This window comes from Rhodococcus sp. 05-340-2 (genome assembly GCF_002258915.1).
Classification (GTDB): Bacteria; Actinomycetota; Actinomycetes; order Mycobacteriales; family Mycobacteriaceae; genus Rhodococcoides.
In genome coordinates this window covers 38,269-61,781 of sequence record NZ_NOYU01000027.1, presented here as the reverse complement: position 1 = coordinate 61,781, position 23,513 = coordinate 38,269, and the positions used below count along the sequence as shown (strand labels likewise).

The 23,513-nt window shown below is 64.8% G+C and carries 25 protein-coding genes; 11 read left to right on the top strand and 14 right to left on the bottom strand.

Features of this window, described 5'->3' with window-relative positions; all coding sequences use genetic code 11:
- Positions 1-33: 33 nt before the first annotated feature.
- Together moeZ and CH271_RS15275 are read right to left on the bottom strand one after the other, a co-directional pair.
- Positions 34-1,200: an adenylyltransferase/sulfurtransferase MoeZ gene (gene moeZ / locus CH271_RS15280; RefSeq protein WP_037189871.1), complete on the bottom strand. Its 1,167-nt coding sequence runs from the start codon at positions 1,198-1,200 to the stop codon at positions 34-36.
- 89 nt (positions 1,201-1,289) lie between these two features.
- Complete coding sequence (locus CH271_RS15275; protein WP_037189873.1) at positions 1,290-2,369, bottom strand: DUF3152 domain-containing protein; 1,080 nt, start codon at positions 2,367-2,369, stop codon at positions 1,290-1,292.
- A gap of 300 nt (positions 2,370-2,669) precedes the next feature.
- On the opposite strand from CH271_RS15275, the gene CH271_RS15270 reads away from it, so the two are divergent.
- Positions 2,670-3,323 (top strand): TetR/AcrR family transcriptional regulator, encoded by a 654-nt coding sequence (locus tag CH271_RS15270; RefSeq protein ID WP_037190243.1) that lies wholly within the window; start codon positions 2,670-2,672, stop codon positions 3,321-3,323.
- Positions 3,324-3,404: 81 nt separating this feature from the next.
- Here CH271_RS15270 and CH271_RS15265 read toward each other — a convergent pair whose 3' ends face one another.
- Together CH271_RS15265 and CH271_RS15260 are read right to left on the bottom strand one after the other, a co-directional pair.
- A complete protein-coding gene (locus CH271_RS15265; protein ID WP_032397679.1) occupies positions 3,405-3,632 on the bottom strand; it encodes a DUF3107 domain-containing protein in 228 nt (75 codons plus the stop codon).
- Positions 3,633-3,761: 129 nt separating this feature from the next.
- Complete coding sequence (locus CH271_RS15260; RefSeq protein WP_037189874.1) at positions 3,762-4,484, bottom strand: ferritin-like fold-containing protein; 723 nt, start codon at positions 4,482-4,484, stop codon at positions 3,762-3,764.
- Positions 4,485-4,924: 440 nt separating this feature from the next.
- Between CH271_RS15260 and CH271_RS15255 the strand changes: the two genes are divergently transcribed.
- Positions 4,925-6,445 (top strand): DEAD/DEAH box helicase, encoded by a 1,521-nt coding sequence (locus CH271_RS15255; RefSeq protein WP_230596229.1) that lies wholly within the window; start codon positions 4,925-4,927, stop codon positions 6,443-6,445.
- Positions 6,446-6,454: 9 nt separating this feature from the next.
- Positions 6,455-7,708, top strand: coding sequence for an Rv3212 family protein (locus tag CH271_RS15250; protein ID WP_094634143.1), 1,254 nt, complete (start codon positions 6,455-6,457; stop codon positions 7,706-7,708).
- 21 nt (positions 7,709-7,729) lie between these two features.
- Here CH271_RS15250 and CH271_RS15245 read toward each other — a convergent pair whose 3' ends face one another.
- Complete coding sequence (locus CH271_RS15245; RefSeq protein ID WP_037189876.1) at positions 7,730-8,524, bottom strand: ParA family protein; 795 nt, start codon at positions 8,522-8,524, stop codon at positions 7,730-7,732.
- 59 nt (positions 8,525-8,583) lie between these two features.
- The gene (locus tag CH271_RS15240; RefSeq protein WP_037189879.1) at positions 8,584-10,050 is read right to left on the bottom strand and encodes a DHA2 family efflux MFS transporter permease subunit; all 1,467 of its coding nucleotides are present in this window, start codon (positions 10,048-10,050) and stop codon (positions 8,584-8,586) included.
- 193 nt (positions 10,051-10,243) lie between these two features.
- On the opposite strand from CH271_RS15240, the gene CH271_RS15235 reads away from it, so the two are divergent.
- A complete protein-coding gene (locus CH271_RS15235) occupies positions 10,244-10,885 on the top strand; it encodes an acid phosphatase (RefSeq protein ID WP_094634142.1) in 642 nt (213 codons plus the stop codon).
- Positions 10,882-11,358: a GNAT family N-acetyltransferase gene (locus tag CH271_RS15230; protein WP_037189882.1), complete on the top strand. Its 477-nt coding sequence runs from the start codon at positions 10,882-10,884 to the stop codon at positions 11,356-11,358. Before CH271_RS15235 ends, CH271_RS15230 begins: the two co-directional genes overlap by 4 nt.
- A gap of 9 nt (positions 11,359-11,367) precedes the next feature.
- On the opposite strand, the gene CH271_RS15225 is transcribed toward CH271_RS15230, so the two are convergent.
- Entirely contained in the window at positions 11,368-11,796 is a 429-nt protein-coding gene (locus CH271_RS15225) for a hypothetical protein (protein WP_037189885.1), read from the bottom strand.
- Between the two features lie 188 nt (positions 11,797-11,984).
- On the opposite strand from CH271_RS15225, the gene CH271_RS15220 reads away from it, so the two are divergent.
- Both CH271_RS15220 and CH271_RS15215 read left to right on the top strand, forming a co-directional pair.
- Positions 11,985-12,938, top strand: a complete 954-nt coding sequence (locus tag CH271_RS15220) for a diacylglycerol/lipid kinase family protein (RefSeq protein WP_094634141.1) — start codon at positions 11,985-11,987, stop codon at positions 12,936-12,938.
- A 265-nt stretch (positions 12,939-13,203) separates the two neighbouring features.
- On the top strand, positions 13,204-13,458 hold the full coding sequence (locus CH271_RS15215) for a WhiB family transcriptional regulator (RefSeq protein WP_032366305.1): 255 nt from the start codon (positions 13,204-13,206) through the stop codon (positions 13,456-13,458).
- Between the two features lie 128 nt (positions 13,459-13,586).
- Here CH271_RS15215 and CH271_RS15210 read toward each other — a convergent pair whose 3' ends face one another.
- Positions 13,587-15,065, bottom strand: coding sequence for a sensor histidine kinase (locus tag CH271_RS15210; protein WP_037189891.1), 1,479 nt, complete (start codon positions 15,063-15,065; stop codon positions 13,587-13,589).
- 21 nt (positions 15,066-15,086) lie between these two features.
- The gene (locus tag CH271_RS15205) at positions 15,087-15,302 is read right to left on the bottom strand and encodes a biotin/lipoyl-binding carrier protein (protein ID WP_037189892.1); all 216 of its coding nucleotides are present in this window, start codon (positions 15,300-15,302) and stop codon (positions 15,087-15,089) included.
- 119 nt (positions 15,303-15,421) lie between these two features.
- Between CH271_RS15205 and CH271_RS29595 the strand changes: the two genes are divergently transcribed.
- Positions 15,422-15,496, top strand: a complete 75-nt coding sequence (locus CH271_RS29595; RefSeq protein WP_370878772.1) for a 50S ribosomal protein bL37 — start codon at positions 15,422-15,424, stop codon at positions 15,494-15,496.
- Positions 15,497-15,567: 71 nt separating this feature from the next.
- Here CH271_RS29595 and rsrA read toward each other — a convergent pair whose 3' ends face one another.
- On the bottom strand, positions 15,568-15,876 hold the full coding sequence (gene rsrA, locus CH271_RS15200; protein WP_255137416.1) for a mycothiol system anti-sigma-R factor: 309 nt from the start codon (positions 15,874-15,876) through the stop codon (positions 15,568-15,570).
- Positions 15,873-16,655 (bottom strand): sigma-70 family RNA polymerase sigma factor, encoded by a 783-nt coding sequence (locus CH271_RS15195; RefSeq protein ID WP_094634140.1) that lies wholly within the window; start codon positions 16,653-16,655, stop codon positions 15,873-15,875. The genes rsrA and CH271_RS15195 overlap by 4 nt, the downstream gene beginning before the upstream one ends.
- Positions 16,656-16,745: 90 nt before the next feature.
- Here CH271_RS15195 and ybaK point away from each other — a divergent pair, with 90 nt between their 5' ends.
- From ybaK to rsgA, 3 genes are read left to right on the top strand one after another with little or no spacing between them, the layout of a single operon-like run.
- Positions 16,746-17,237, top strand: a complete 492-nt coding sequence (gene ybaK, locus CH271_RS15190; RefSeq protein ID WP_037189898.1) for a Cys-tRNA(Pro) deacylase — start codon at positions 16,746-16,748, stop codon at positions 17,235-17,237.
- A gap of 6 nt (positions 17,238-17,243) precedes the next feature.
- Complete coding sequence (gene aroA / locus CH271_RS15185) at positions 17,244-18,560, top strand: 3-phosphoshikimate 1-carboxyvinyltransferase (RefSeq protein ID WP_094634139.1); 1,317 nt, start codon at positions 17,244-17,246, stop codon at positions 18,558-18,560.
- Positions 18,512-19,546, top strand: a complete 1,035-nt coding sequence (gene rsgA / locus CH271_RS15180; RefSeq protein ID WP_170946052.1) for a ribosome small subunit-dependent GTPase A — start codon at positions 18,512-18,514, stop codon at positions 19,544-19,546. Before aroA ends, rsgA begins: the two co-directional genes overlap by 49 nt.
- Before the next feature lie 54 nt (positions 19,547-19,600).
- Here the strand turns inward: rsgA and CH271_RS15175 are convergent, their stop codons facing one another.
- The 3 genes from CH271_RS15175 to CH271_RS15165 form a co-directional block, all read right to left on the bottom strand.
- On the bottom strand, positions 19,601-20,851 hold the full coding sequence (locus CH271_RS15175; RefSeq protein WP_037189901.1) for a fatty acid desaturase family protein: 1,251 nt from the start codon (positions 20,849-20,851) through the stop codon (positions 19,601-19,603).
- 122 nt (positions 20,852-20,973) lie between these two features.
- On the bottom strand, positions 20,974-22,275 hold the full coding sequence (locus tag CH271_RS15170; RefSeq protein WP_094634517.1) for a fatty acid desaturase family protein: 1,302 nt from the start codon (positions 22,273-22,275) through the stop codon (positions 20,974-20,976).
- A gap of 107 nt (positions 22,276-22,382) precedes the next feature.
- Positions 22,383-23,498, bottom strand: a complete 1,116-nt coding sequence (locus tag CH271_RS15165; protein ID WP_037190255.1) for a ferredoxin reductase — start codon at positions 23,496-23,498, stop codon at positions 22,383-22,385.
- Positions 23,499-23,513: the final 15 nt, after the last annotated feature.

The following is a 23,513-nucleotide window of genomic DNA, read 5'->3' as shown; positions in this document are numbered from 1 at the left end:
GCCACTGCGAACGACGCGCACACACGGACCGCATCAGTACATGGGCAGACCGGGATCGATCTGCTTGGCCCACTCCACTATTCCGCCGTGCAGATGGGAGGCGTCCGAGAAACCGGCACCGACGAGGGCGGAGAGCACCTCTGCGGACCTGATGCCGGTTTTGCAGTAGAGCACGATGGGGATGTGCTGCGGGAGATCTGCCATTGCGGCCCCCGACAGAATTCGATCCTTGGGTATCGAACGCGCACCGTCGATGCGGACGATGTCCCACTCCACCGGCTCACGCACGTCGATGAGGGCAACCTCGCGACCGGCCTGCATCATTGCGTGCAGCTCCGCCGGGGTGATCGACTCACCGGTGGATTCGGTGGCCGGGACCACTCCGCAGAATGCCTCGTAATCGATCAGCTCGGTGATCGGCGTTCGATGCGGGTCCCGAGTCAGACCGACGGTTCGATAGCTCATCGCCAGGGCGTCGTAGATCATCAATCGGCCCAGCAACGTCTCGCCGATTCCGGTGATCAGCTTGATGGCCTCGGTGACCATGACCGACCCGATCGACGCGCACAGCACCCCCAGCACCCCACCCTCGGCGCACGAGGGCACCATGCCCGGCGGCGGAGCCTCGGGGTAGAGGTCGCGATAGTTGATGCCTGCGTCGCCGGGGGCCCGATCCCAGAACACCGACACCTGCCCCTCGAACCGGTAGATCGAACCCCACACGTACGGGATTCCGACCAGGGCGGCCGCGTCGTTGACGAGGTATCGGGTGGCGAAGTTGTCGGTCCCGTCGAGCACGAGGTCGTACTGCCGAAAGAGCTCGAGCGCGTTCGACGAGTCGAGTCGAACACGGTGCAGCGCCACCTCGACGCCGTCGTTGAGTTCGAGAATCGAGTCCCTGGCGCTGTCGGCCTTCGGACGACCCACGTCGGATCGGCCGTGAATGATCTGCCGTTGCAGGTTCGACAGTTCGACATCGTCGAATTCCACGATGCCCAGAGTTCCGACACCGGCTGCTGCGAGATACAGCAGCGCGGGTGAGCCCAGTCCCCCGGCACCGACGACGAGCACGCGGGCGTTGCGCAGTCGCTTCTGACCGTCGGTTCCGACACTGGGGATGATCAGGTGCCGGCTGTACCGCGCGACGTCCTCGGGCGTCAGTTCGCCTGCGGGTTCGACCAGCGGAGGTAGGTGGACCACGACGCAGCGACGCTCCTCGACTCGACACGGCGGCCGGTGACCCGATCGCCACGTTCGAATCTAACTCAGCCTGTCCGACTCTCGACCGATCAGCCTCGCGGGTAGGGCCACGGATTGAATCGGCACGTCTTGCCGTCCATGGGCACGACGCCCGCCGGGTCCAGTCGCGCGATGTCGTCGTTGGACGTCCCGAACGTCTGCTGCATCATCACCGGGGCGAGCCCGCCGTCGGTCTCGCACGGTTGGTGCTGCTGATAACCGATCGCGTGGCCGACCTCGTGATTGATCTGGTACTGGCGGTACGAGCCGATGTCGCCCTGGAACGAGATCGCCCCGCGCACCCACCTCGGCTCGTTCAGCACCACTCGCTCGATGCCGGGGTTGTAGCAGGACACCTCGAGTTGGATGTCGTAGCCACAGGCCTGCCGGATCGACATCTGCGACGTCAGCGAGATCCTGAAGTCGGGATCGCCCTGATCGATTCGACGGAATCCGAACCGTGGGTCGTTCGTCCAACTCTTGGGGTTGGCGAGGGTCTGATCCACCAAGCGGCCGAACGACTCGTCGCCGCCGAACCCGACCGTGTCCACGCCGTCCTCGACCTCGACCGTGTAGGTGAACACCCGCTCGGTCCCCTGCCCCACCTGCTCGGTGGTGCCAGGCACGGTGTGCCACGTTCCGGCTCCCTGCACTGCGAACGGACCACCGTCGGGCAGCTCACCCGACGAGATCGACGCCGCGAAATTGCCGTCGGCCTGCGGCGGCACACCGATGATTCCGGTGCCCGACGTCGTATCCGAACTCAAGGTGCCGAATCCGGGATCGGCGTTGGTGGACTGCGCGACAGTGCCGGTGACGGGGTCACCGGTGCGCACGGCATCGAACACGACGAGTGCGGTCACCACGATCAGAATCGGCACCGCGTACGCCCGCCATCCATAGGTGGACGCGAACTTTCCGAGCTTGCTCTGCTTCTTGACGTCGCGTTCCGGACGACGACTGCGCTGCTTGACCTCGCGTTGTGTCGGGTCCCACTGAGCGCGGAGCGGTTGATGCGACCCGCGACTTCCCACTGTGCGTGGGTAGTCGTCCGACCGATCGTCGTACCCCTCGTCGACGCCGCCCGACTGCACACCACCGCGGATACGCGGCCCGCCTCGGTCAGTCACTCGCTCACGATCTCACAATCCTCACCGCCCGCCGCTCGGCACGCCGATACCGGGACGGGAACTATCGGGTTTCAGGTACGAAAACATCGTACGAACAAACCGCTCGACGCGATCCGGTATTGCTCACTTTCCGCAACGGTCCCCCAGGATCCCGTGAGTGAAGGCAGCCACGCGTATCGTTGCCCGTGATCTGCGCTACGAGCGGTCCGAACCGACGGCCACCCGCCGGAAGTTCATGCCGGACAGTTCGTTGTCGAACCAAGACGAGCGCAGTTGTCGACGCGGATGGGAACAGAATTCATGACAGATCTCGACGACCGGCGGTCTTCCGACCGGCCGGCCACCACCGGCAATCGCCGCAGCGCACGGTTGCCGCGCGATGCCCGTCGGGCGCAACTGCTCGCTGCTGCGAGCGAAATATTCGTGACCCGCGGATATCACGCGTCCGGAATGGACGAGATCGCCGAATGCGCGGGCGTCAGCAAGCCGGTCCTGTACCAGCACTTCCCCGGAAAGCTCGAGCTGTACCTGGCGGTGCTGCAGAGCTACGTGGACACTCTGATCGCAGGAGTACGCCAGGCCCTGCGCTCGACCACGGACAATCGGCAGCGCGTTCGTGCTGCGGTGCTGGCGTTCTACGACTTCGTCGACACCGACACTCAGGGATTCCGCCTGGTCTTCGAGTCCGATCTGATGGGCGACCCGCAGGTCAACTCTCGCGTCGAGCAGGCAACCGAAGCGTGTGTCGACGCCGTCTTCGACCTGGTTGCCCACGACTCCGGACTCGATCCCTACCGGGCCCGCGTGCTGGCCGTCGGTCTGGTCGGTGCAAGCCAGTTCACCGCTCGGTACTGGCTCGAGGCCGACCGGCCGATTTCCAAGGAAGACGCCGTCGACACCACGGTGTCGCTGGCCTGGGGCGGTCTGTCGCACGTGCCCCTGCAGTCACCGTAGATACCGTAGATACCGACCCACGAACGCAACACGCCCCTCACTCGATTCGAGTGAGGGGCGTGTCGTGCGTTCCGAGCAGTCTCAGGCGGTCGCGAATCCGACCTTCCGAGCATCGGACGGACCGATCTCGACGTACGACACCTTGGAAGCCTGGATCAAGAACTTGCGTCCCTTCTCGTCCTCCAACGACAGCACTCCGTCCTTACCGGCGAAGGCGGTCGATACGAGCGCTTCGACCTCGGCCGGGGACTGCGTGCTGTTCACGACGAGCTCACGGGAACTCTCCGAAACACCGATCTTGACCTCCACGGTCAACCTCCGAACTCTCGACAACTCTGCCCACGCCAGGCTAGTGCAGCGGCGTCGAACCAGACGCCCGACGCCCTGTGCTGTCAGCGAACACCGCCCTGTGCTGCCGGCGAACACCGGCCACAGCGGTCAGTCCAGTCCGAGTGAGGACATCCGTTCCGCGTGCTGTTCCTGCATGCGGTCGAACAGTGCGACGACACCGTTGAGGTCTCCCGACGCGGTGATGACGAGATCGGTCAGTGACTCGCGGCGCGCGAGCACGAACTGCGCCTGGGTGATGGCCTCGCCGAGCAGACGACGACCCCACAGCATCAGTCGCGCCTTCTCCTGCGAGCTCGCGCGAACCCGGTCGGACACCTCGTGCACCACGAACTCCGAGTGCCCGGTCTCGGCGAGCACGTCGCGAACGATCTCGGCCACGTCGGGGTCGAGACTGTGCGCGATCTGCCGGTAGAAATCGGCCGCGATGCCGTCTCCCACGTATGCCTTGACCAGTGACTCCAACCACGTCGACGGAGTCGTCGACTCGTGGTACTCGTCGAGGGCGCGAACGAACGGGTCCATCGAGGCGTAGACGTCGAGACCGCGGTCCGACAAGGCCTTCTGCAATGTCTCGAAGTGGCTCATCTCTGCAGCCGCCATGCTCGCGAGCGCGACACGACCCTCCATGGACGGAGCCATCCGTGCGTCGTCCGCCAGGCGATAGAACGCAGATATCTCGCCGTATGCGAGCACCGCGAACAGATCCGGGATACCGGGGTGATCGTGCGCGATCGCCGGCTCGACTCGGTCCGACTCGATGAGCGTGGTGGGTGAAACTGAGGACGACGGCTCCGACGAATGGGCTCCCATGCGGCAATCGTAGTCCCGTGCCCGACGCCTCGTCTCGGCGCGCGCCGGACCCGCCGTGACCTGCCGACAATGGAGAAATCCGTTCGGCAAGCTACCATGGTGCTCGATCGTCGCTCGCGGACCGATGAAACGGACCGAAGAATCACGCGACGGTCATCGATAATGTGTGCGCACCTGATCCGGGTCGCCTCGACAGCTTCGCCGCAGCGGACATCGCAGTTCGCGGCCGCGCTGAGGCTGACGGCGACATCACATCGGATCGAGGGCATCGACTTCGGCCGGCAATAGGCCTATGCCCTTCCTCGTGCGCACGTTCGACCACGAGGAAGGCCAGTCCCCTGAGCAAGATAGTCATCGACCAAGAGTCCGACACCGGCGACACCACGCTGTCGGCGCAGCTGGACGACACGCACGTACCCCCCACTTTCGCCGAGCTGAACGTGGATCCCTCCATCGTTCGCGCGCTCTCCGAGATGGGAATCGAGCGCACGTTCGCCATCCAGGAGTTGACGCTGCCACTCGCCATCGCGGGCGACGACCTCATCGGTCAGGCACGCACCGGAATGGGCAAGACGTTCGGCTTCGGTGTTCCCCTGCTGCACCGACTCGCCACGGACAACTCCGGCACCTCCCCGCTCGACGGCACCCCCCGCGCCCTGGTGATCGTGCCGACCCGTGAACTGTGCGTTCAGGTCAGCTCCGACCTCGAGAACGCGTCCAAATACCTCAGCGGCGCGAACGGTCCCGTCAAGGTGCTCTCCATCTACGGTGGCCGTCCGTACGAGGCGCAGATCAGCGCGCTGCAGAACGGCGTCGACGTCGTCGTCGGTACCCCGGGCCGTCTGCTCGACCTCGCCAAGCAGAACCACCTGATCCTCGGCAAGGTCGGGGTCCTGGTTCTCGACGAGGCCGACGAGATGCTCGACCTCGGGTTCCTCCCCGACATCGAACGCATCCTCGGCATGGTGCCCGACAAGCGTCAGACGATGCTCTTCTCGGCCACGATGCCGGGTCCGATCATCACCCTGGCCCGGACGTTCCTGACGCAGCCGACGCACATCCGCGCCGAAGAGGCCGAGTCCTCGGCCGTCCACGACCGCACCGCCCAGCACGTCTACCGGGCCCACGCCCTGGACAAGGTCGAGATGGTCGCCAAGGTCCTCAAGGCCGAGGGTCGCGGCGCGACGATGGTGTTCACCCGCACCAAGCGCACCGCCCAGAAGGTCGCCGACGAATTGGCCGAGCGCGGATATTCGGTCGGTGCCGTGCACGGCGACCTCGGCCAGGTCCAGCGTGAGAAAGCCCTCAAGTCGTTCCGAACGGGCAAGATCGACGTTCTGGTGGCGACCGACGTCGCAGCACGCGGTATCGACATCGACGACGTCACCCACGTCATCAACTACCAGTGCCCCGAGGACGAGAAGACCTACGTGCACCGCATCGGCCGCACCGGCCGTGCAGGACGCACCGGCATCGCGGTCACTCTGGTCGACTGGGACGACATCCCCCGTTGGCAGCTGATCGACAAGGCTCTCGATCTCGGCATGCCGGATCCGGTCGAGACCTACTCGAGCTCACCGCATCTGTTCACCGACCTCGGTATCGCCACCGACGCCACCGGCACCGTACGCAAGGCACCCTCGCGCGCCCCGGAGAAGACGGACGAAGACGGCGAGGCGACAGCAGCGCCTGCGGCCGACGCGTCGACGGCGACCAAGCCGCGCCGCTCGCGCAGTCGCCGTCGCACCCGCGCAGGTCAGGACGGCGACAACGCCGCCGCCACCTCCGTCGCATCGGCCGATTCCGCACCAGCCGCGAATTCGGTTGCCGAGCAATCGGATACGTCGGATGCGGGGTCCACAGGCACGGTGACGAAGACTGCTCCGCGCCGCCGCAGGCGTCGTCGCCCCAGTGGATCGTCCGCCGATGCCGGACCTTCGACTGCGAGCGCATCGGAGTAATCTCCCGCCGTGCTGGCTCCAGAACGTCGGACGAGAACCGACCTCGTCGTCGCCGCCGTCATCGCAGTGGTCGTGGTGGTTGCCGCGAGCATCGCGTGGTTCACCGGTGATGCTCGCGGAACTACATCGATGCCGGCCGACGAGCCACTGCCTCAGGCCGAACCCGCAGCCGCGGTGCCTACGGCGCTCACCGAATTGTGGCGCGCGCCGAGCGCAGCAACGGATTCGACGCGAACCCCGCTTCCTGTCGTCACCGGATCCACGGTGGTGACTGCGGACGGGGGCTCCGTCCTCGGCCGTGATCCACGGTCCGGTGAGCAATCCTGGTCGTACACACGCGATCTCCCGCTCTGCTCGGTGGTCGCGTCGTGGAACACCGCAGTCGCGGTCTACCGCGACGACCGCGGCTGCTCTCAGGTGACCGAACTCGACGGAGCAACCGGAGAACGCAAGGCACAACGCACATCCGACGCCGACGATGCGATCCGACTGTCCTCCGATGGCACGTACGTGACGTCGAGGGGCGACACCCGCATGGAGCTGTGGCGGTCGGACATGGTTCGCACCCTCGAATACGGTCGCGTCGATGCCCCGGTCAATCCGGGCAGTCAGCCCAGAACCGGGTGCACGCTGCTGTCCTCGGGGTCGACGAACGCACGGACGGCCGTACTGGAACAGTGCCCGGGAGAGACTGCGGCCCGATTGTCACTGATCAATCCAGCACCCAAGGACGCGAGCGAACCCGAGGAGTACGGGTCGACGGTGGTACCGGAACTCGTTCCCGGACCCGACGCACCGACTGCCGGGCGGATCATCGCGATCACGGGCAACATCGTCGCGCTGTACATCCCAGCGGAGAACGGCGCGCCCGACCGGGTGGGACTCTACGACGACACGGCCGCGAAGATATCCGAATTCATTCTCCCGGCCGTCTCCTCCCCTACCCGTGCCTCTCCGAATGTGCCTGCGACGAAGGCAGGTTCGGTGCTCACCTGGTTCACCGGTGCCGGGGTCCAGGCGTTCGATGCCAACAGTCTCGGTCCTCTGTGGACCGTCCCCGGAGCCCTCGGAAGTGGAGCGGTCATGGCCGGCCGACTTCTCGTACCCGTGCCCGACGGCATCTCGGTGGTCGATCTCGCCACCGGCGCCTCGACGGCCGACATTCCGGTCGACCGAGGCGATTACGACGGACCGATACAGATGTCGGTGATCGGTGATGTGGTCGTCGAGCAACGCGGTTCCGACGTGGTCGCTCTCGGCTGACGCGCCGGCACGGGCCTCGGTCTACTCCGCCGGATCGTAGGTCTTCAGATCGGCTCCGCCGTCCCAGTACGCCAACAGATTCTCGGCGAGTTCTCGATAGGCCTGCGCGCCCTTGTTTTTTCGGCCCGAGAGTACCGTCGCGCCCGATGCACTGGCCTCGGCGAAGCGTACGGTTCGCGGAATCGGCGGCGCGAGAACCGGCATCGAATAGCGGTCCGAGACATCGCCGAGCACATCCCTGCTGTGCGTGGTGCGGGCGTCGAACAGTGTGGGGAGGGCACCGAGCAACGCCAGATCGGGGTTGGTGATCTGTTGTACCTCGGACACCGTTCGCAACAGCTGCCCGACCCCGCGATGCGCGAGAGTCTCGCATTGCAGAGGCACGAGCACCGACTGTGCGGCGGTGAGGCCGTTGAGGGTCAGCACTCCCAGCGACGGCGGACAATCGATGACGACGACATCGAAATCCTCGAGGATCGGTGCGAGCGCCCGCTTGAGTGCGAATTCGCGACCCGCACGCATCAGCAGCAACGCTTCCGCGCCGGCGAGATCGATCGTCGCCGGCAGCAGCACGATTCCTTCCGCGGTCTCGATCAGTACGTCCTCGACCTTGGCATCCCCGGTCAGCACTTCGTGGACCGAGGAATCGAGCTTGTCCGGGTTGTGCCCGAGCGAGAACGTCAGACAGCCCTGCGGATCGAGGTCGACCACCAGGACTCGTCGATCGAGAGCATGCAGCGCAGCCGCGAGCGAAGCCACCGTGGTGGTCTTGGCGACGCCGCCCTTCTGATTCGCTACCGCGAGAATTGTCGTCACGGCCCTGATCCTTGCCTACATCGAGCCGATGAGCGAGGGTTCGGCATCTCTCGGGCGCGTCAGTGCAGCGCGATCGGTGCCGCGGACCGCTCGGTCACGTGCTTCGTTCGGGGCAGGAAGAAGGCGGGAACGAACGTGAGGACGATCAGAACCAACGCAACCATGAAGGTGGTGCCGAAGGCCCTCGCCGAGATGTCGAAGGCCTCGACCTGGCTGGTCGCGGTCAGTGCGGGCTTCTGCTGAGCGGTCAGCACCACCGACATCAGCGCAGTACCGATCGACCCGGCTGCTTGCTGAACGATGTTCATCAACGTCGAGCCGCGTGCAACCGTCTCGTCGGTCAACGTCTGCAGAGCAGCCGTCATGATGGGCATCATCGTCGAACCGAGGCCCAGTCCCATGACGAACAGTGCGCCGATGAGCAGTGAGTAGGAGGTGTCGGTGCCGACCTGCGTGAACACCGCCATTCCTGCGGTGATGAACACCATGCCCACCAGCACGATCCTGCCGGGACCGAACTTGTCGGCGATCACTCCGGCGATCGGCATCGCGATCATCGCGCCGATGCCCTGTGGTGCGAGCAGCAGCCCGGCGGTCAACGTCGTTTCGCCGCGAAGCAGGAAATAGCTCGGGAACAGCAGACCCGCGCCCATGAAGGCGACCATGAAGAGCGTCGTGGTGATCACGGCCACGGTCAGCGATCTGTTCCCGAACAGCCGTAGATCGATCAGGGGATGCTGCACGCGCAGGGCATGGAATACGAACAGGACGATCAGCACGAGCCCGACGATGACCGGGACCAGCACCTTGACCGCGAGAACGGTTTCGGTTTCGACGACCGAGGACGCGCCGTAGAGGAACAGCGCCAGGCCTGGCGAGAGCATCAGCATGCCGCGGAAATCGAAGGACTCGGACGGAGTCGGGTTGTCCTTGGGGAAGATCATCACGGCCGCGATCAGGGCGAGGATGCCGATCGGCAGGTTGATGAGGAAGATCCAGTGCCAGCTCGCTGCCTCGATCAGCCAGCCGCCCAGGATGGGCCCTGCGATCGGCCCGATGAGCATCGGTACACCCAGCACGGCCATCACGCGCCCGATCCGCTCCGGGCCGGCGGCGCGCGTCATGATCGTCATGCCCAGTGGCATCAACATGCCACCGCCGAGTCCCTGCAGCACTCGGAAGACGATGAGCGACGTGATGTCCCAGGCGAAGCTGCACAGCACCGAACCGAGAACGAACAGCACCAATGCAGTGATGTAGAGGCGCTTGGTTCCGAACCGATCGGCAGCCCACCCGGTCAGCGGTATGACGGTGGCCAGGGCGAGCGTGTAGCCCGTCATCGTCCATGCGGCGTTGGCGTAGGTGGTGTCGAAGACGTCGGTGAACGTTCGGAGCGCGACGCTGACGACGGTCACGTCGAGTATGGACATGATGGCCCCGAGCACAACCACCCCGGCGATCTTCAACAATGCGCCGTCGAGCTTCTCCGGTGCATCGGACGACGCGGGCTTCTGCAGGTCGGTCATGGTTCTCCAGGTCGATGAGAAGGAGCTGTGAGGCAGGCCGGGGCGCACGACGGGCAGTGCTGCGTCGCCCGAGAGGGGGAAGATTCGAGACGAATGTAACCGGCCGGTAGGTCTGTACTCAATCGACAAATCGGACACATCCGCAGGCCACCTATGACAAGGGCCACATTCGGACGGCAGGCATGATCGTTGCATGACCACACACGGCGGCGTCGAGGCAGGCAGAGTCGTTCTACTCCGACACGGCGAGACCGAATGGGCGCTGGCCGGTAAGCACACCGGCAACACCGACGTTCCTCTCACGAGTACCGGCGAGCAACAGGCCGTCGAGGCCGGATCGCTCCTCCGACTACTGAACCTGCACGATCCCTTGGTGATCACCAGTCCGCGCGAGCGCGCCCGTCGAACAGCCGAGCTCGCGGGCCTGCAGGTCGATCGAACGTGGGATTCGTTGTCGGAGTGGGACTACGGCGACTACGAGGGCATCACGTCGACGCAGATCCACGAGACGGTGCCGCACTGGACCGTCTGGACTCATCCGTGTCCGGGTGGTGAGTCCATCGGCGACATCGCCGTGCGCGTCGAACTGGTGCTCTCGGTCGTCCTGCCGTTGTTGAGCGGCCGCGACGTCGTGCTGGTCGGCCACGGCCACTTCTCGCGTGCACTGATCGCCGGCTGGACCGAGGCCCCCATCACCGAGGGCAAACGCTTCGCCCTCTCGCCCGCCGCGTACTCGTTGCTGGGATTCGAGCATTCGTTTCGCCAGCTCGTCGCGCACAACGTGCACCCTTCGATTCTCACCGCTGCCACGGCACCGAAAGGAAATCCACGATGATTCGCCGCGCCACGGAGGCCGATGTTCCCGCCATCACCGCTCTCGTGCACGAGCTCGCCGCCTACGAGAAGTCGTCCTCGCTGTGCACCGTCCGAGACGAGCAGCTTCGCTCTGCGCTGTTCGGAGCTCAGCCGTCCGTGTTCGCGCATGTCGCCGAGCACGAGGGGACGGTGGTGGGGTGCGCGCTGTGGTTCTTGAACTTCTCCACGTGGGACGGAGTCAACGGAATCTATCTGGAGGATCTCTACGTGCAGCCCGCTGCGCGAGGAGGAGGCTTCGGAACCGCCCTGCTCGCCGCGTTGGCCGCCGAGTGCGTCGATCGGGGGTACACGCGGTTGGCCTGGTCGGTTCTGGACTGGAACACTCCGTCGATCGGCTTCTACCGATCGCTCGGGGCAGAGCCACAGGACGAGTGGACCACGTTCCGCCTGACCGAGGATGCGTTGGCCGACCTGGCGATTCAGGCGCGTTGAACGACTACGTCACCGGAGGTCGTCGTCGACGTCGCTGTACTCGGCGGCCATCCACCGGGAGGACGGCGGGCTGAACAGCAACACGAGCACGCCGACGACCACGACTCCGAGGGCGACGCCGTAGACGGTCTGATGCGATCCGGTCAACAGCGACCACACGACGGGCAGCAGCAGGAGCTGTACGACGGTGGCGATGGATCGTCCCCAGCGTTTTCCGAGGAAGAGGGCCACGCCTGCCGCCCCGACTCCGATGCCCAGGACGCCGAACCACCCCGCGGTGCCGTACCCGTTGGCCACGGCGTTGTCCCCTTCTCCGGAGAACGCTCGGACGAGCAGGACGATCGCGGCCACCAACGACGCCGCGCCCTGCGCTGCGACGAGCGCCCCGGCGGATCGAAACGTGGCCGGCGGGGTGAGGTTCTCGGGTGAGGTGGACACGCGACCAGCCTAGGCAACCGGGAGTGAAGCCCGCGGAACGACCCTGGGCCGGGAGTGAAGCCCGCGGAACGACCCAGGTGACCGGAGTGAAGCCCGCGGAACGACCCAGGTGACCGGAGTGAAGCCCGCGGAACGACCCAGGTGACCGGAGTGGAGCCTGCGGAACGACCCGGTTAGTGTCAGTCCTCGTGCGTGCGCTGCTGATCGTCAATCCCAATGCGACTTCTACGACGGCTGCGGCTCGGGATCTGTTGGCTCATGCGTTGTCGAGCCGGGTGCGGGTGACGGTTGCGCAGACGACCCATCGTGATCATGCGTCGGAGCTTGCTCGGGGTGCCCGTGAGGACGGGATGGGCCTGGTGATCGTTCACGGTGGTGACGGGACGGTCAACGAGGTGATCAACGGTTTGCTCGGGGTGCCGTTGCCGACGTCGATGCAGGCGGTGACGATCGGTGCGATTCCGCCGATCGCGGTCGTTCCCGGCGGTAGTGCGAATGTGTTCGCTCGTTCGCTCGGTATCGAGGCGGATCCGGTGGCGGCGACGAATCAGTTGATCGGGCTGCTCGATGCGCGGGCGCGGCGGACGATCGGGTTGGGGCACTGCGACAATCGTTGGTTCACGTTCAATGCGGGCATGGGTCTGGATGCCGACGTGTGTCGGGCGATCGATGCCAGTCGTAAGGATGGCAAGCCGGTGTCCGCGACGCGCTATCTGCGGTCGGCAGTGCAGGAGTTCTTCAAACACAAGCGGCGGCCGGCTCGGTTGACGGTGGAGGTTCCGGGTCAGGATCCGTTCGAGGGTGTGCATTATGCGTTCGTGTCGAATTCGAGTCCGTGGACGTATTTGAACGCCAGGCCGGTGCACACCAATCCGGGTACCGGTTTCGATTCAGGTCTGGGAGTGTTCGGCATGCGCTCGACTGCGTTGTTCCCTACCTTGCGGGTGTCTCGCCAGTTGCTTGCGAAGGGTGCAGAACCGAAGTCTCGCAAGCTGATTCGAATCGACGATGTGCCGAGTGTCAGAATTTCCTCGACAGAGCCGGTCGGTCTGCAGATGGACGGGGACTACTTGGGCGAACGCACCGAGGCCGAGTTCTTCTCCACTCCCGACGCTCTGGAAGTGGTTGCGCCGAGCATGTGAGGGTCGCAGACATAGAGCCCCTACTGCGACGCAGAGCGCACTTTCTGTGAAATCACGAGCGAAATCTGCTCACTCGGGGTACAAAGGAGCGCAGAAGGCTAAAGCGAGCCTAACAGAGTGAGCTTGACCACGGTCACGCGCGTACCCCTTGACTTCACCTGAGTTCGTGAAAGCATTCACAAGCAACAGTGCGGAAACATTGGTTACCCACTCGTGAACAGAAGAGAAACGAAACGGCGCTTCGGCGCCCGGTAAGGAGCAGAGGATGGACTGGCGCCACAAGGCTATTTGTCGCGATGAAGATCCGGAACTATTTTTCCCGGTGGGAAACAGTGGTCCGGCGCTCGCGCAGATCGCCGATGCCAAAGTCGTCTGTACTCGGTGCCCCGTCACCGCTGAATGCCTGTCCTGGGCACTCGAATCCGGCCAGGATGCAGGAGTATGGGGCGCAATGAGTGAAGACGAGCGCCGTGCACTCAAGCGACGCAACGCACGTACGCGCGCACGCAGCTCCGTCTAGGACGCTTACGCAGCAATCAGCAGGGCCCGGTATCCACCAAGCGGATACCGGGCCTTCTGCGTTCCTCGGACCTTCTGTGTTCCACGGGCCGTCGACGAGCGCGTTACGCACTGTTCACAGAACGTGCATCAGGGCCTCGGCACCCGCCGTCCCAGAGGAACCCTCAACATCGCGTCGGTTCCCCCACCCGCCGACGGATGCAGACCGAGCGATCCGTTCAGTTCCACCGACACGAGCGTGCGCACGATCTGCAGCCCGAGACCCTCCGAGCGTTCCAAGGAGAACCCTGGGGGCAACCCACGCCCGTCGTCGTGGATGACCACGTCCAGCCACTTCGCGGACCGGTCGGCTCCGATTCGGACGACACCGGCCGACCCGGCGTCGAATCCATGCTCCATCGCGTTCTGCACCAGCTCGGTGAGGACCATCACCAAGGGCGTCGCCCGTTCGGCCGAGAACACTCCGAGTTTGCCCTCGCGCACCACTCGAACCCGCGGATTGACCGTCGCTACGTCCAACATGATCGGCACCAGACGATCGACGATCTCGTCGAGGTCCACTTCCTCGTCCACCGACATCGACAGCATTTCGTGCACGAGAGCAATGGACGTCACCCGACGGACCGACTCGGACAACGCCGTCCGCGCTTCCTCGTTCTCGAGTCGCCGCGACTGCAATCGCAACAATGCCGCCACCGTCTGCAGGTTGTTCTTCACTCGATGATGGATCTCCCGGATCGTCGCATCCTTGCTGAGCAGAGCACGATCACGTCGCTTCACCTCGGTGACATCGCGGATCAGCACTGCCGCACCGGCCGACCTCCCCCGGGGCTGCAGAGCCAGCGTGCGCACCAGAACGGTGGCACCACGTGCGTCGACCTCCATCCGGTGGCCCACGTTGCCGCTGAGCGACGACCTGATGTGGTCGGACACCTCCTGTGAGTCGAAAGGGTCCGTGACCAGAGACCGGGTGACCGAGGCCAGATCTCGACCGGACAACTCCGTCGTCAATCCCATCCGGTGGTACGCCGAGAGCGCATTGGGACTGGCGTAGTCCACCCGGCCCTCGGTGTCGACGCGGATGAATCCGTCGCCTGCCCGCGGGGACGAGTTCACATCGGTGCGCTCCTCCGGGGTGGGAAAGGTCCCCTCACTGATCATCAGACACAGGTCGTCGGCACATTCTCGATACGCCACCTCGAGCGCGCTCGGCGGTCGCAGCTGGGCGGGATTGGTGTCGCGGGTCAGCACTGCGATGACGTGCTCTCCGCAGCGCACCGGAATGCTCTCGGTCCGCGTCACCACTCCTCCGTGCACGATTTCCCGCTGCTGCAGCGCGACCATCACGTCGGGGTGCTCGGATTCGGAGATCGTCGTTCCCACGATGTCGTGAGTGAAGACCGTGGGCGCGGTGGTCGGCCGGCACTGGGCCACACACAGCACATCCGCGGTTCCACTGGACACGTCGTCGGTGCCGACCCACAGCAGCACGTCGGCGAACGACAGGTCGGCCAGCAGCTGCCACTCGCCTACGACCCGTTGAAGGTGGTCTACCGCGACGCCGGGGAGGTCCGTGTGTTCGGCCAGAAGGTCACTGAGGGTCGACACGAGATCTCACGTGACCGTTGCTCAGGAGACGACGGCGATGAGGTCGCCCTGCTGAATGACGTCGCCGACAGCGACGTCCACCGACGTGACCGTCCCGGAGGTCTCGGCCAGCACGGGAATTTCCATCTTCATCGATTCCAGGATCACGAGGGTGTCACCGACTTCGACGGCGTCGCCTCGGGCCACGACCACCTGAAACACCGTCGACACCATCTCCGCGCGAACGTCCTCGGACATCGGCGAACCCCTCTCTCACGTCACCACGAACTGCGCTGGACACCCATCGGAGACCAGGCCCGTCACAGTAAGCCAATCACACGTGGGAGACTGTAGTGAACAAACGAGAGGAGCCCATCATGGGAAAGCGTGGACGTAAGAAGCGTGCTCGTAAGGGCAACAAGGCCAACCACGGCAAACGTCCGAACAGCTGACGGTTTGCCACAAGCCGCGAGGGGCCGAGAAGCAACTGCTTCTCGGCCCCTCGTCGTTGTACGACCTGTAACTACTCGGAGTCGGTCTGGCGAATCAACACGGTCCGTCGAATCTCGACGCTGAGTCGTTCGCGCAGCCCGGCGGGTGCCTGGTCTCCCCCGCACTTGCGCGAGATCAGCCGCTTGACCTTCTCTTCGATTCCGTAGGCCTCGAAGCAGGATCCGCATTCGTCGATGTGCTTCTGCAGACGGGACCGGCTCGCCTCGTCACATTCGTTGTCGAGCATCACCCATACGTCCGCGATCACTGCCGAGCAGTCGAGGCGCTCGAACTGTGCGTCGCCGTCGGCTCCGCCGTCGATCTTTCCGGTGCCCGTCACTGGACTACCTCCTGCTCGTGCCGGTCGACTGCGCCGTCCCGGTTGAAACCTCGCTCACGCGCGACCCCAGCCAGCAGGCCCCGCAGTTGCTTGCGTCCGCGGTGCAGACGCGACATCACCGTGCCGATGGGAGTGCCCATGATCTCGGCGATCTCCTTGTACGGGAACCCCTCGACGTCGGCGTAGTACACGGCCATCCGAAACTCTTCGGGAAGAGACTGCAACGCTGCTTTGATGTCGTCGTCCGGCAGCGCGTCCAGGGCCTCGACCTCGGCGGAACGCAGGCCCGTCGACGTGTGTTCGGCGGTGGCGGCGAGCTGCCAGTCACTGATCTCGTCGGTCGGGTACTGAGCGGGCTGACGCTGCTTCTTGCGGTAGGAGTTGATGTAGGTGTTGGTGAGAATTCGGTACAGCCACGCCTTGAGGTTCGTGCCCTCACGGAACGATCGGAACGCCGAGTAGGCCTTCACGAACGTCTCCTGAACCAGGTCCTCGGCGTCGGCCGGGTTACGCGTCATTCGTAGAGCTGCGCCGTAGAGCTGGTCGAGCATCGGCAACGCGTCGCGCTCGAAGCGCTCGGTCAACTCTGCCTCGGTCTCGGCAGCTCTGCGCTCCGCGATCGCCTTCTCGTCGTCCACGTCAGCGACGGGATTACTGGCTTCTGTCACGCTGATCCCTTCGATAGCTTCCACCGCCCAGGCTACCGCGCCCGAAGTCGACTTCTGCGAAGAGATCACCCCCTTCAACGCGAGGGGCCGTCCCGCGGTCAGCACTGCCATTCGTCATTCCTTCCGCCTGCATGCGTATCTGTTGTTGCACAACACGGCGTCGCGCCGCCGTGTTCCCGACGGGTCGCTAGAGTCCCGTGAATGGCTGCGTCCACACCCGCTCTCGCGCTGCTCACCGCACGAAAGGTGGCCCACACCGTGCATTCGTACGATCACGATGCACGGGCGCAGTCCTACGGCGAGGAGGCGGCACAGATCCTCGTCGACAGGCTCGGCGTTCGTCCCGAACAGGTCTTCAAGACTCTCGTCGTCGAACGAGCGGATCGCACGCTGGCGGTGGCCATCGTCCCGGTGACCGCGATGCTTTCGCTCAAGGCCGCGGCCGCCGCTCTGTCCACCCGAAAGATCACCATGGCCGACAGGGCTGCCGCCGAACGCTCCTCCGGGTACGTCTTCGGCGGTATCTCACCTCTCGGCCAACGCAAATCCCTGCCGACCGCGATCGACGTCTCGGCCCTCGATTTCGAGACGATTCTGTGCAGTGGAGGTCGACGCGGGCTGGAGATCGAACTCGCACCAGCCGATCTGGTCCGACTCACACGCGCTACATCAGCGCCCATCGCCGCGCGCTGATCCCGAATGAGAGAAGATGGACGGGTGAGCAATTGGACAGCCCCCGCCGCCGTCGCACCCGTCGACGCGACAGTCACTCTGCCCGGATCGAAATCGATCACCAATCGCGCACTGATCATCGCCTCGCTCGCCACCGGTTCCTCGACGATCACCGGTGCCCTTCGCAGCCGTGACACCGATCTCATGATCGATGCCCTGGCAACCTTGGGTATCGAGATCGTCGCCGCGGACGACGACAGGACGGCGTTGCGTGTGACTCCGGCACCGCTGCACGGAGGAGCCGTGGAGTGCGGACTGGCGGGCACCGTCATGCGCTTCGTGCCGCCCCTGGCTGCGCTCGCCGCAGGCGAGGTGTCGTTCGACGGCGACGAGCAGGCACGTATCCGTCCGCTCGACACGATCCTCGACGCTCTTCGCGCGGTGGGGGCCGAGATCGACGGCAGCGCGCTGCCGTTCACGATGCACGGCACCGGCTCGCTGCGCGGCGGATCCGTCGACATCGACGCCTCCGGCTCCTCGCAGTTCGTCTCCGGTCTGATGCTGTCCGCGGCGGCATTCGACGAGGGAATCGAAATCCACCACATCGGCAAGCCCGTTCCGTCCATGCCGCACATCGACATGACCGTGGACATGTTGCGGCGGGCCGGGGTGCGCGTGGACACCCCTGAGACCGGTGGAGACGCGAACACCTGGCGGGTGCACCCGGGTCCGGTCGCACCCATCGAGTGGAGCATCGAGCCGGACCTGTCCAACGCCACCCCCTTCCTCGCTGCAGCGGTGGTGACGAAAGGCCGAGTGCGCGTACCGAATTGGCCCGAATCGACCACTCAGCCCGGCGACGTCTTTCGCGAGATACTCGCGCTGATGGGAGCTCGGGTGGACCTGACAGCAGAAATTCTGACAGTCGAGGGCCCGGATACGTTGCACGGCATCGACTTCGATCTCCACGATGTCGGCGAGCTGACGCCGACGGTCGCGGCGCTCGCCGCACTGGCCGAAGGGCCGTCGATTCTGCGCGGCATCGCCCACCTGCGCGGCCACGAGACCGACCGACTCGCTGCGCTGACAACCGAGATCGTTCGACTGGGTGGTAGCGCGGTCGAAACCGACGACGGCATCCGAATCGATCCGGTACCGCTGCACGGAGGAGTCTGGCACTCCTACGCCGACCACCGCATGGCCACCGCAGGCGCGATCATCGGACTGCGTGTACCCGGCGTGGAAGTGGACGACATCGGCACCACCGCCAAGACCCTCCCCGGCTTCGAGATGCTGTGGGACGCAATGTTGTCCGCATCCACACCCAGTGGGGTCGGCTCCTGACCGCGCGCCGGTACGACGAGTCGGACGTTCGTATCCGACCGGGCAAGAGTTCGCGTCCACGCACCAAGACTCGACCCGAACACAACGACGCCGAAGCAGGCATGGTGGTCTCGGTCGACCGCGGCCGATGGGGCTGCGTCCTCGGCGGCGACCCGTCTCGTCCGGTTGTGACCATGCGCGCCCGTGAGCTCGGTCGAACTCCGATCGTGGTGGGAGACGAGGTCGGTATCGTCGGAGATCTGTCGGGCAAGGTCGACACTCTGGCCCGAATAGTGCGCGTGGCCGAGCGGCGCACGGTGTTGCGGCGCACCGCCGACGACACCGACCCGTTCGAGCGCGTGGTGGTGGCCAACGCGGACCGACTGCTCATCGTCGCGGCGCTCGCGGACCCACCGCCTCGCACCGGCTTCGTCGAGCGCGCACTCGTGGCCGCGTACGTCGGTGGACTCGAACCCGTTCTGTGCCTGACCAAGAGCGATCTGGCCGACCCCGAAGAATTCACCGCGGCCTTCGCCGATCTCGACGTACCGGTGGTGCTGGCAGGTCAGTCCGAGGACCTCACGGAGCTGACCGCCATGCTCACCGACAACGTGACCGCTCTCATCGGGCATTCGGGCGTCGGAAAGTCCACGCTCGTCAACAGATTGGTGCCCGACGCCTATCGCGCCACCGGAGTGGTCTCGGGCGTCGGGAAGGGTCGTCACACCTCGACGCAGTCGGTGGCGCTACCGCTGCCCGGCGGCGGTTGGGTGGTCGACACTCCCGGCATCCGGTCGTTCGGCCTGGCGCACATCTCCCCCGAGAACGTCGTCGCAGCGTTCTCCGATCTGGCCGATACGATCGAGAACTGTCCGCGAGGATGCACACATCTCGGCCCACCGGCAGATCCCGAATGCGCCCTCGACTCACTCACCGGAGATCCGGCCCGTCGCGTCGCGGCCGTGCGCCTGCTCCTCGAGGCCGTTCGAACGAACGAAGCCTGGTAGCAACGAATTCCGTTCCGGAACAGGTTGCCACCAGGCTCGAACTCGGCGGAAGGCTTACGCGGCCCTACCGACCAGCCGACGAATTCCCTTGCGCTTCTTCGTTTCTGCGATGGCGGTGCGCAGACCACGACGCTTGCCGGTCTCGGGATCGACGGTGAACAGGCCGGCGGGAGCATCGGCCCACTTGCGCTCCGACGCGGTCTCGGGGGCGTCGTCGCTCGTTGCCTTCAAGTACTTGTTGGGCAGCGACAGCTTCGCGATGGTGCGCCACGACAGGAAGTACTGGTGCACGATCGAACCGGTCGTGTACGGCAGGTCGTACTTCTCTGCCAGTTCGAGCACTCGAACCTTGATCTCCCGCAGGCGGTTGCTGGGGAGGTCCGGGAACAGGTGGTGCTCGATCTGGTAGCACAGGTTGCCGCTCATGAACTCCATGACGGGACCGGCATTGAAGTTCGCGCTGCCGAGCATCTGACGCAGGTACCACTGGCCCTGAGTCTCGCCCTCCATGTCGGACTTGGTGAACTTCTCGGCACCGTCGGGGAAGTGTCCACAGAAGATGACGGTGTTGGTCCACACGTTGCGCATCATGTTGGCGACGATGTTCGCGGTCAACGTGCTCTTCCAGGCGGGACCGGTCAGCAGCGGATGGAGGATGTAATCCTTGCCGATCTGCTTTCCGACCTTCTCGAGCACCTCGCGCCGCTTCTGCTCGAATTCCTCGCGCGGCACCCGGCCCTTGGCCACCTTGCCCAGTTCGAGGTGCTGAAGCGCCACACCGTACTCGAAGAACAACTGCAGCAGCAGATTGTAGACGGGGTTGCCGATGTTGAAGGGCTTCCACCGCTGATCGCGGGTGACGCGGAGCAGACCGTAGCCGACGTCGTCGTCCATGCCCAGCACGTTGGTGTACTTGTGGTGGATGTAGTTGTGCGTCTGCTTCCAGTGAGCCGACGGCCCCGTGTTGTCCCACTCCCACGAGGTGGAGTGGATCTCCGGGTCGTTCATCCAGTCCCACTGGCCGTGCATGACGTTGTGGCCGAGCTCCATGTTCTCGATGATCTTCGCAACCCCGAGCATGGCAGTGCCGACGAGCCACGCGGGACGCCGGCGACTGGCGAAGAGCACGGCCCGGCCACCGATGTCGAGGGATCGCTGCAAGCGAATGGTGTTCTTGACGTACCGGGCGTCGCGTTCACCGCGGGACGCTTCGATGTCACGCCGGATGGAGTCGAGCTCGTGGCCCAACGCCTCGATGTCGGCATCGGTCAGATGCGCGTATTCTTTGACGTCCGTAATCGCCATGGGAAACAACCTCCTGGCAGTCGTGAACACACAGCTCGCGTATCAGGCCATGTGCAATTCCGTCACCTACCGTATCGTAACTTACGGTCCCGTAGGTTACGGGCGGAAATCTGTGTGACGATTCACAACGGAACGCGGTCGCCCGAACGTCGGAGAGCTTTGGCCTGACGCTTGGCTTCCTTCTTCGCGTTGCGCAAGCTCACGCGCGCCTCCTGCATTGCCGAACGCAGGCCTCGACGCTGCCCGGTGAGCGGATCGATCCGGAGCGCATGGACGGCGGGCGAATCGCCGACCCGCCATCGCCGCTCGGACGACGTCTCGGGAGCGTTGTCGGACGTGGCGTGCAACCACGAGTCGGGCAGCGACAACTTGTGGATGGTCCGCAGCGCCAGCAGGTACTGCTTGCCGAGAGACCCCGTGGTGTAAGGCAAGTCGTACTTCTCGCACAGAGCGTGCACCTTCTCGGCGATCTCCGGGTACCTGTTGCTCGGCAGGTCCGGGAACATGTGGTGCTCGATCTGGTAGCAAAGGTTGCCGCTCATGAACGCCATGACGGGACCGGCCTCGAAGTTCGCACTGCCCAGCATCTGACGCAGGTACCACTCGGGCCGTGTCTCGGTCTCGAACTGGCCGATCGTGAACTTCTCTGCTCCGTCGGGGAAGTGACCGCAGAAGATCACCGCGTACGCCCACAGATTCCGGACCAGGTTGGCGGTGGCGTTGGCGGTCAACGTGGACTTCCACGCCGGGCCGGACAATGCCGGGAACAGGACGAAGTCCTTACCGACCTGCTTGGCGATCTTGCGGGCGAAGGCGCGGCTCGCCGGAGACTTCAGCAGACCCTTCTCGTCCTCGCCGTCCAGCTGCTTCTGCGCGTCGTAATCGTGCAGTGCGATGCCCCACTCGAAGGTGGTGGCCAGCACGATGTTGGCGAGCGGCTGAACGAGGTTGATCGGCTTCCACGGCTCGTCGCGGGTCATGCGCAGGATGCCGAAGCCGATGTCGTCGTCCATGCCGACGATGTTGGTGTACGTGTGGTGCGAGTAGTTGTGAGCGCGTTTCCACTGCTCCGACGGTCCGGTCTGATCCCACTCCCACGAGGTGGAGTGAATTTCCGGATCGTTCATCCAGTCCCACTGCCCGTGCATCACATTGTGGCCGAGCTCCATGTTCTCGATGATCTTGGCGACACTGAGCATCGCCGTGCCCGCGATCCAGGCCGGCCGATACTTGCTGCCGAGCAGCACCGCGCGGCCACCGAGCTCGAGCAGCCGCTGCAGCCTGATGGTCCGACGGATGTATGCGGCATCGCGCTCGCCGCGGCTGTCTTCGACGTCTCGACGAATCGCATCCAGTTCACGACCGAACGCTTCCATGTCCGCTTCGCTGAGATGAGCGAACTCTTTGATGTCGGTGATGGCCACCGGGTCCTCCAACAGTTGAGTGCAGTGCCCGAAATTCGGGTTTCGACGTGGGCAACCTACGTAAGCGTAACCGAACAGCCTGAGAAGGCTGTGTGCGAAAAACAGACCTACAGTTCCAATGTGCAGTCGCCCGCAGCTGCAGAAATGCACGTCTGGACGCGATCGCCTTCGCTGTGTTCCTTGCCGGATCGCAGGTCGATCACATGCCCTGCCGTCAACGGCACCACACACGTCTGGCAGATACCCATCCGGCAACCGAACGGCATCTGAACTCCGACGTTCTCCCCGGCTTCGAGCAGACTGGTCGCACCGTCGACGGTGGTCTTCTTGTCCGACTTGGAGAACGTGACGGTGCCGCCTGCACCCGAGGTGTCGGCTCGCGAGATCTCGAACCGCTCCAGATGAAGCCGGTCCTCGATACCCTCACGCTTCCAGGTCTTCTCGATCTCCTCGAGCAGTGCTGCCGGGCCGCACGCCCAGGTGTCGCGCGTGCGCCAGTCGGGATAGAGCTCGTCGAGCGAGGCGAGCGCGAACTTGCCGTCCGATCGAGTCAGCTGCACGTGCGAGGTGAAGTTGGGATGAGACTTCTCCAGCGCGGCGATCTCGGCGGCGAACATGACCTCGTCCTCGGTGGGTGCCGAGTGGATGTGCACGGTGTCGGGCATGTCGCCGTGCCGATCCAATGCCCGCAGCATCGAGATGATCGGGGTGATGCCGCTGCCTGCGGTGACGAACAAGATCTTGTTCGGCGGCGGCACGGGCAGCGCGAAATTGCCCTTCGGGGCGGCCAGCCGAACGATGGTTCCCTGTGGCACACCGCCGACGAGGTGCGAGGAGAGGAAGCCCTCCGGCATCGCCTTGACGGTGATGGAGATCAGCTTGTCTTCCCAGTTCGGTGGGGAGGTCAACGAGTAGGACCGCCAGTGCCATCGCCCGCCGAGGTGCAACCCGATCCCGATGTACTGGCCGGGCCGGTAGTCGAAATTGAAGCCCCAACCCGGCTGGATCACCAGGGTCACCGCCGTGGCGGTTTCCTTCTCCACTCGCACGATGCGACCGCGGAGTTCGCGTGCCGACCAAAGAGGATTCGCCAGATGCAGGTAGTCGTCGGGCAACAAGGGAGTGGTGATGCGGGTGAACGCACCACGCACCATGTTCAACCTCGGACGCCTGGGGGCCGATACACCGGCCGCCGGAGCCTCCAGCCACTTCTTCAGATCCATCGGGTGTTCCATCCC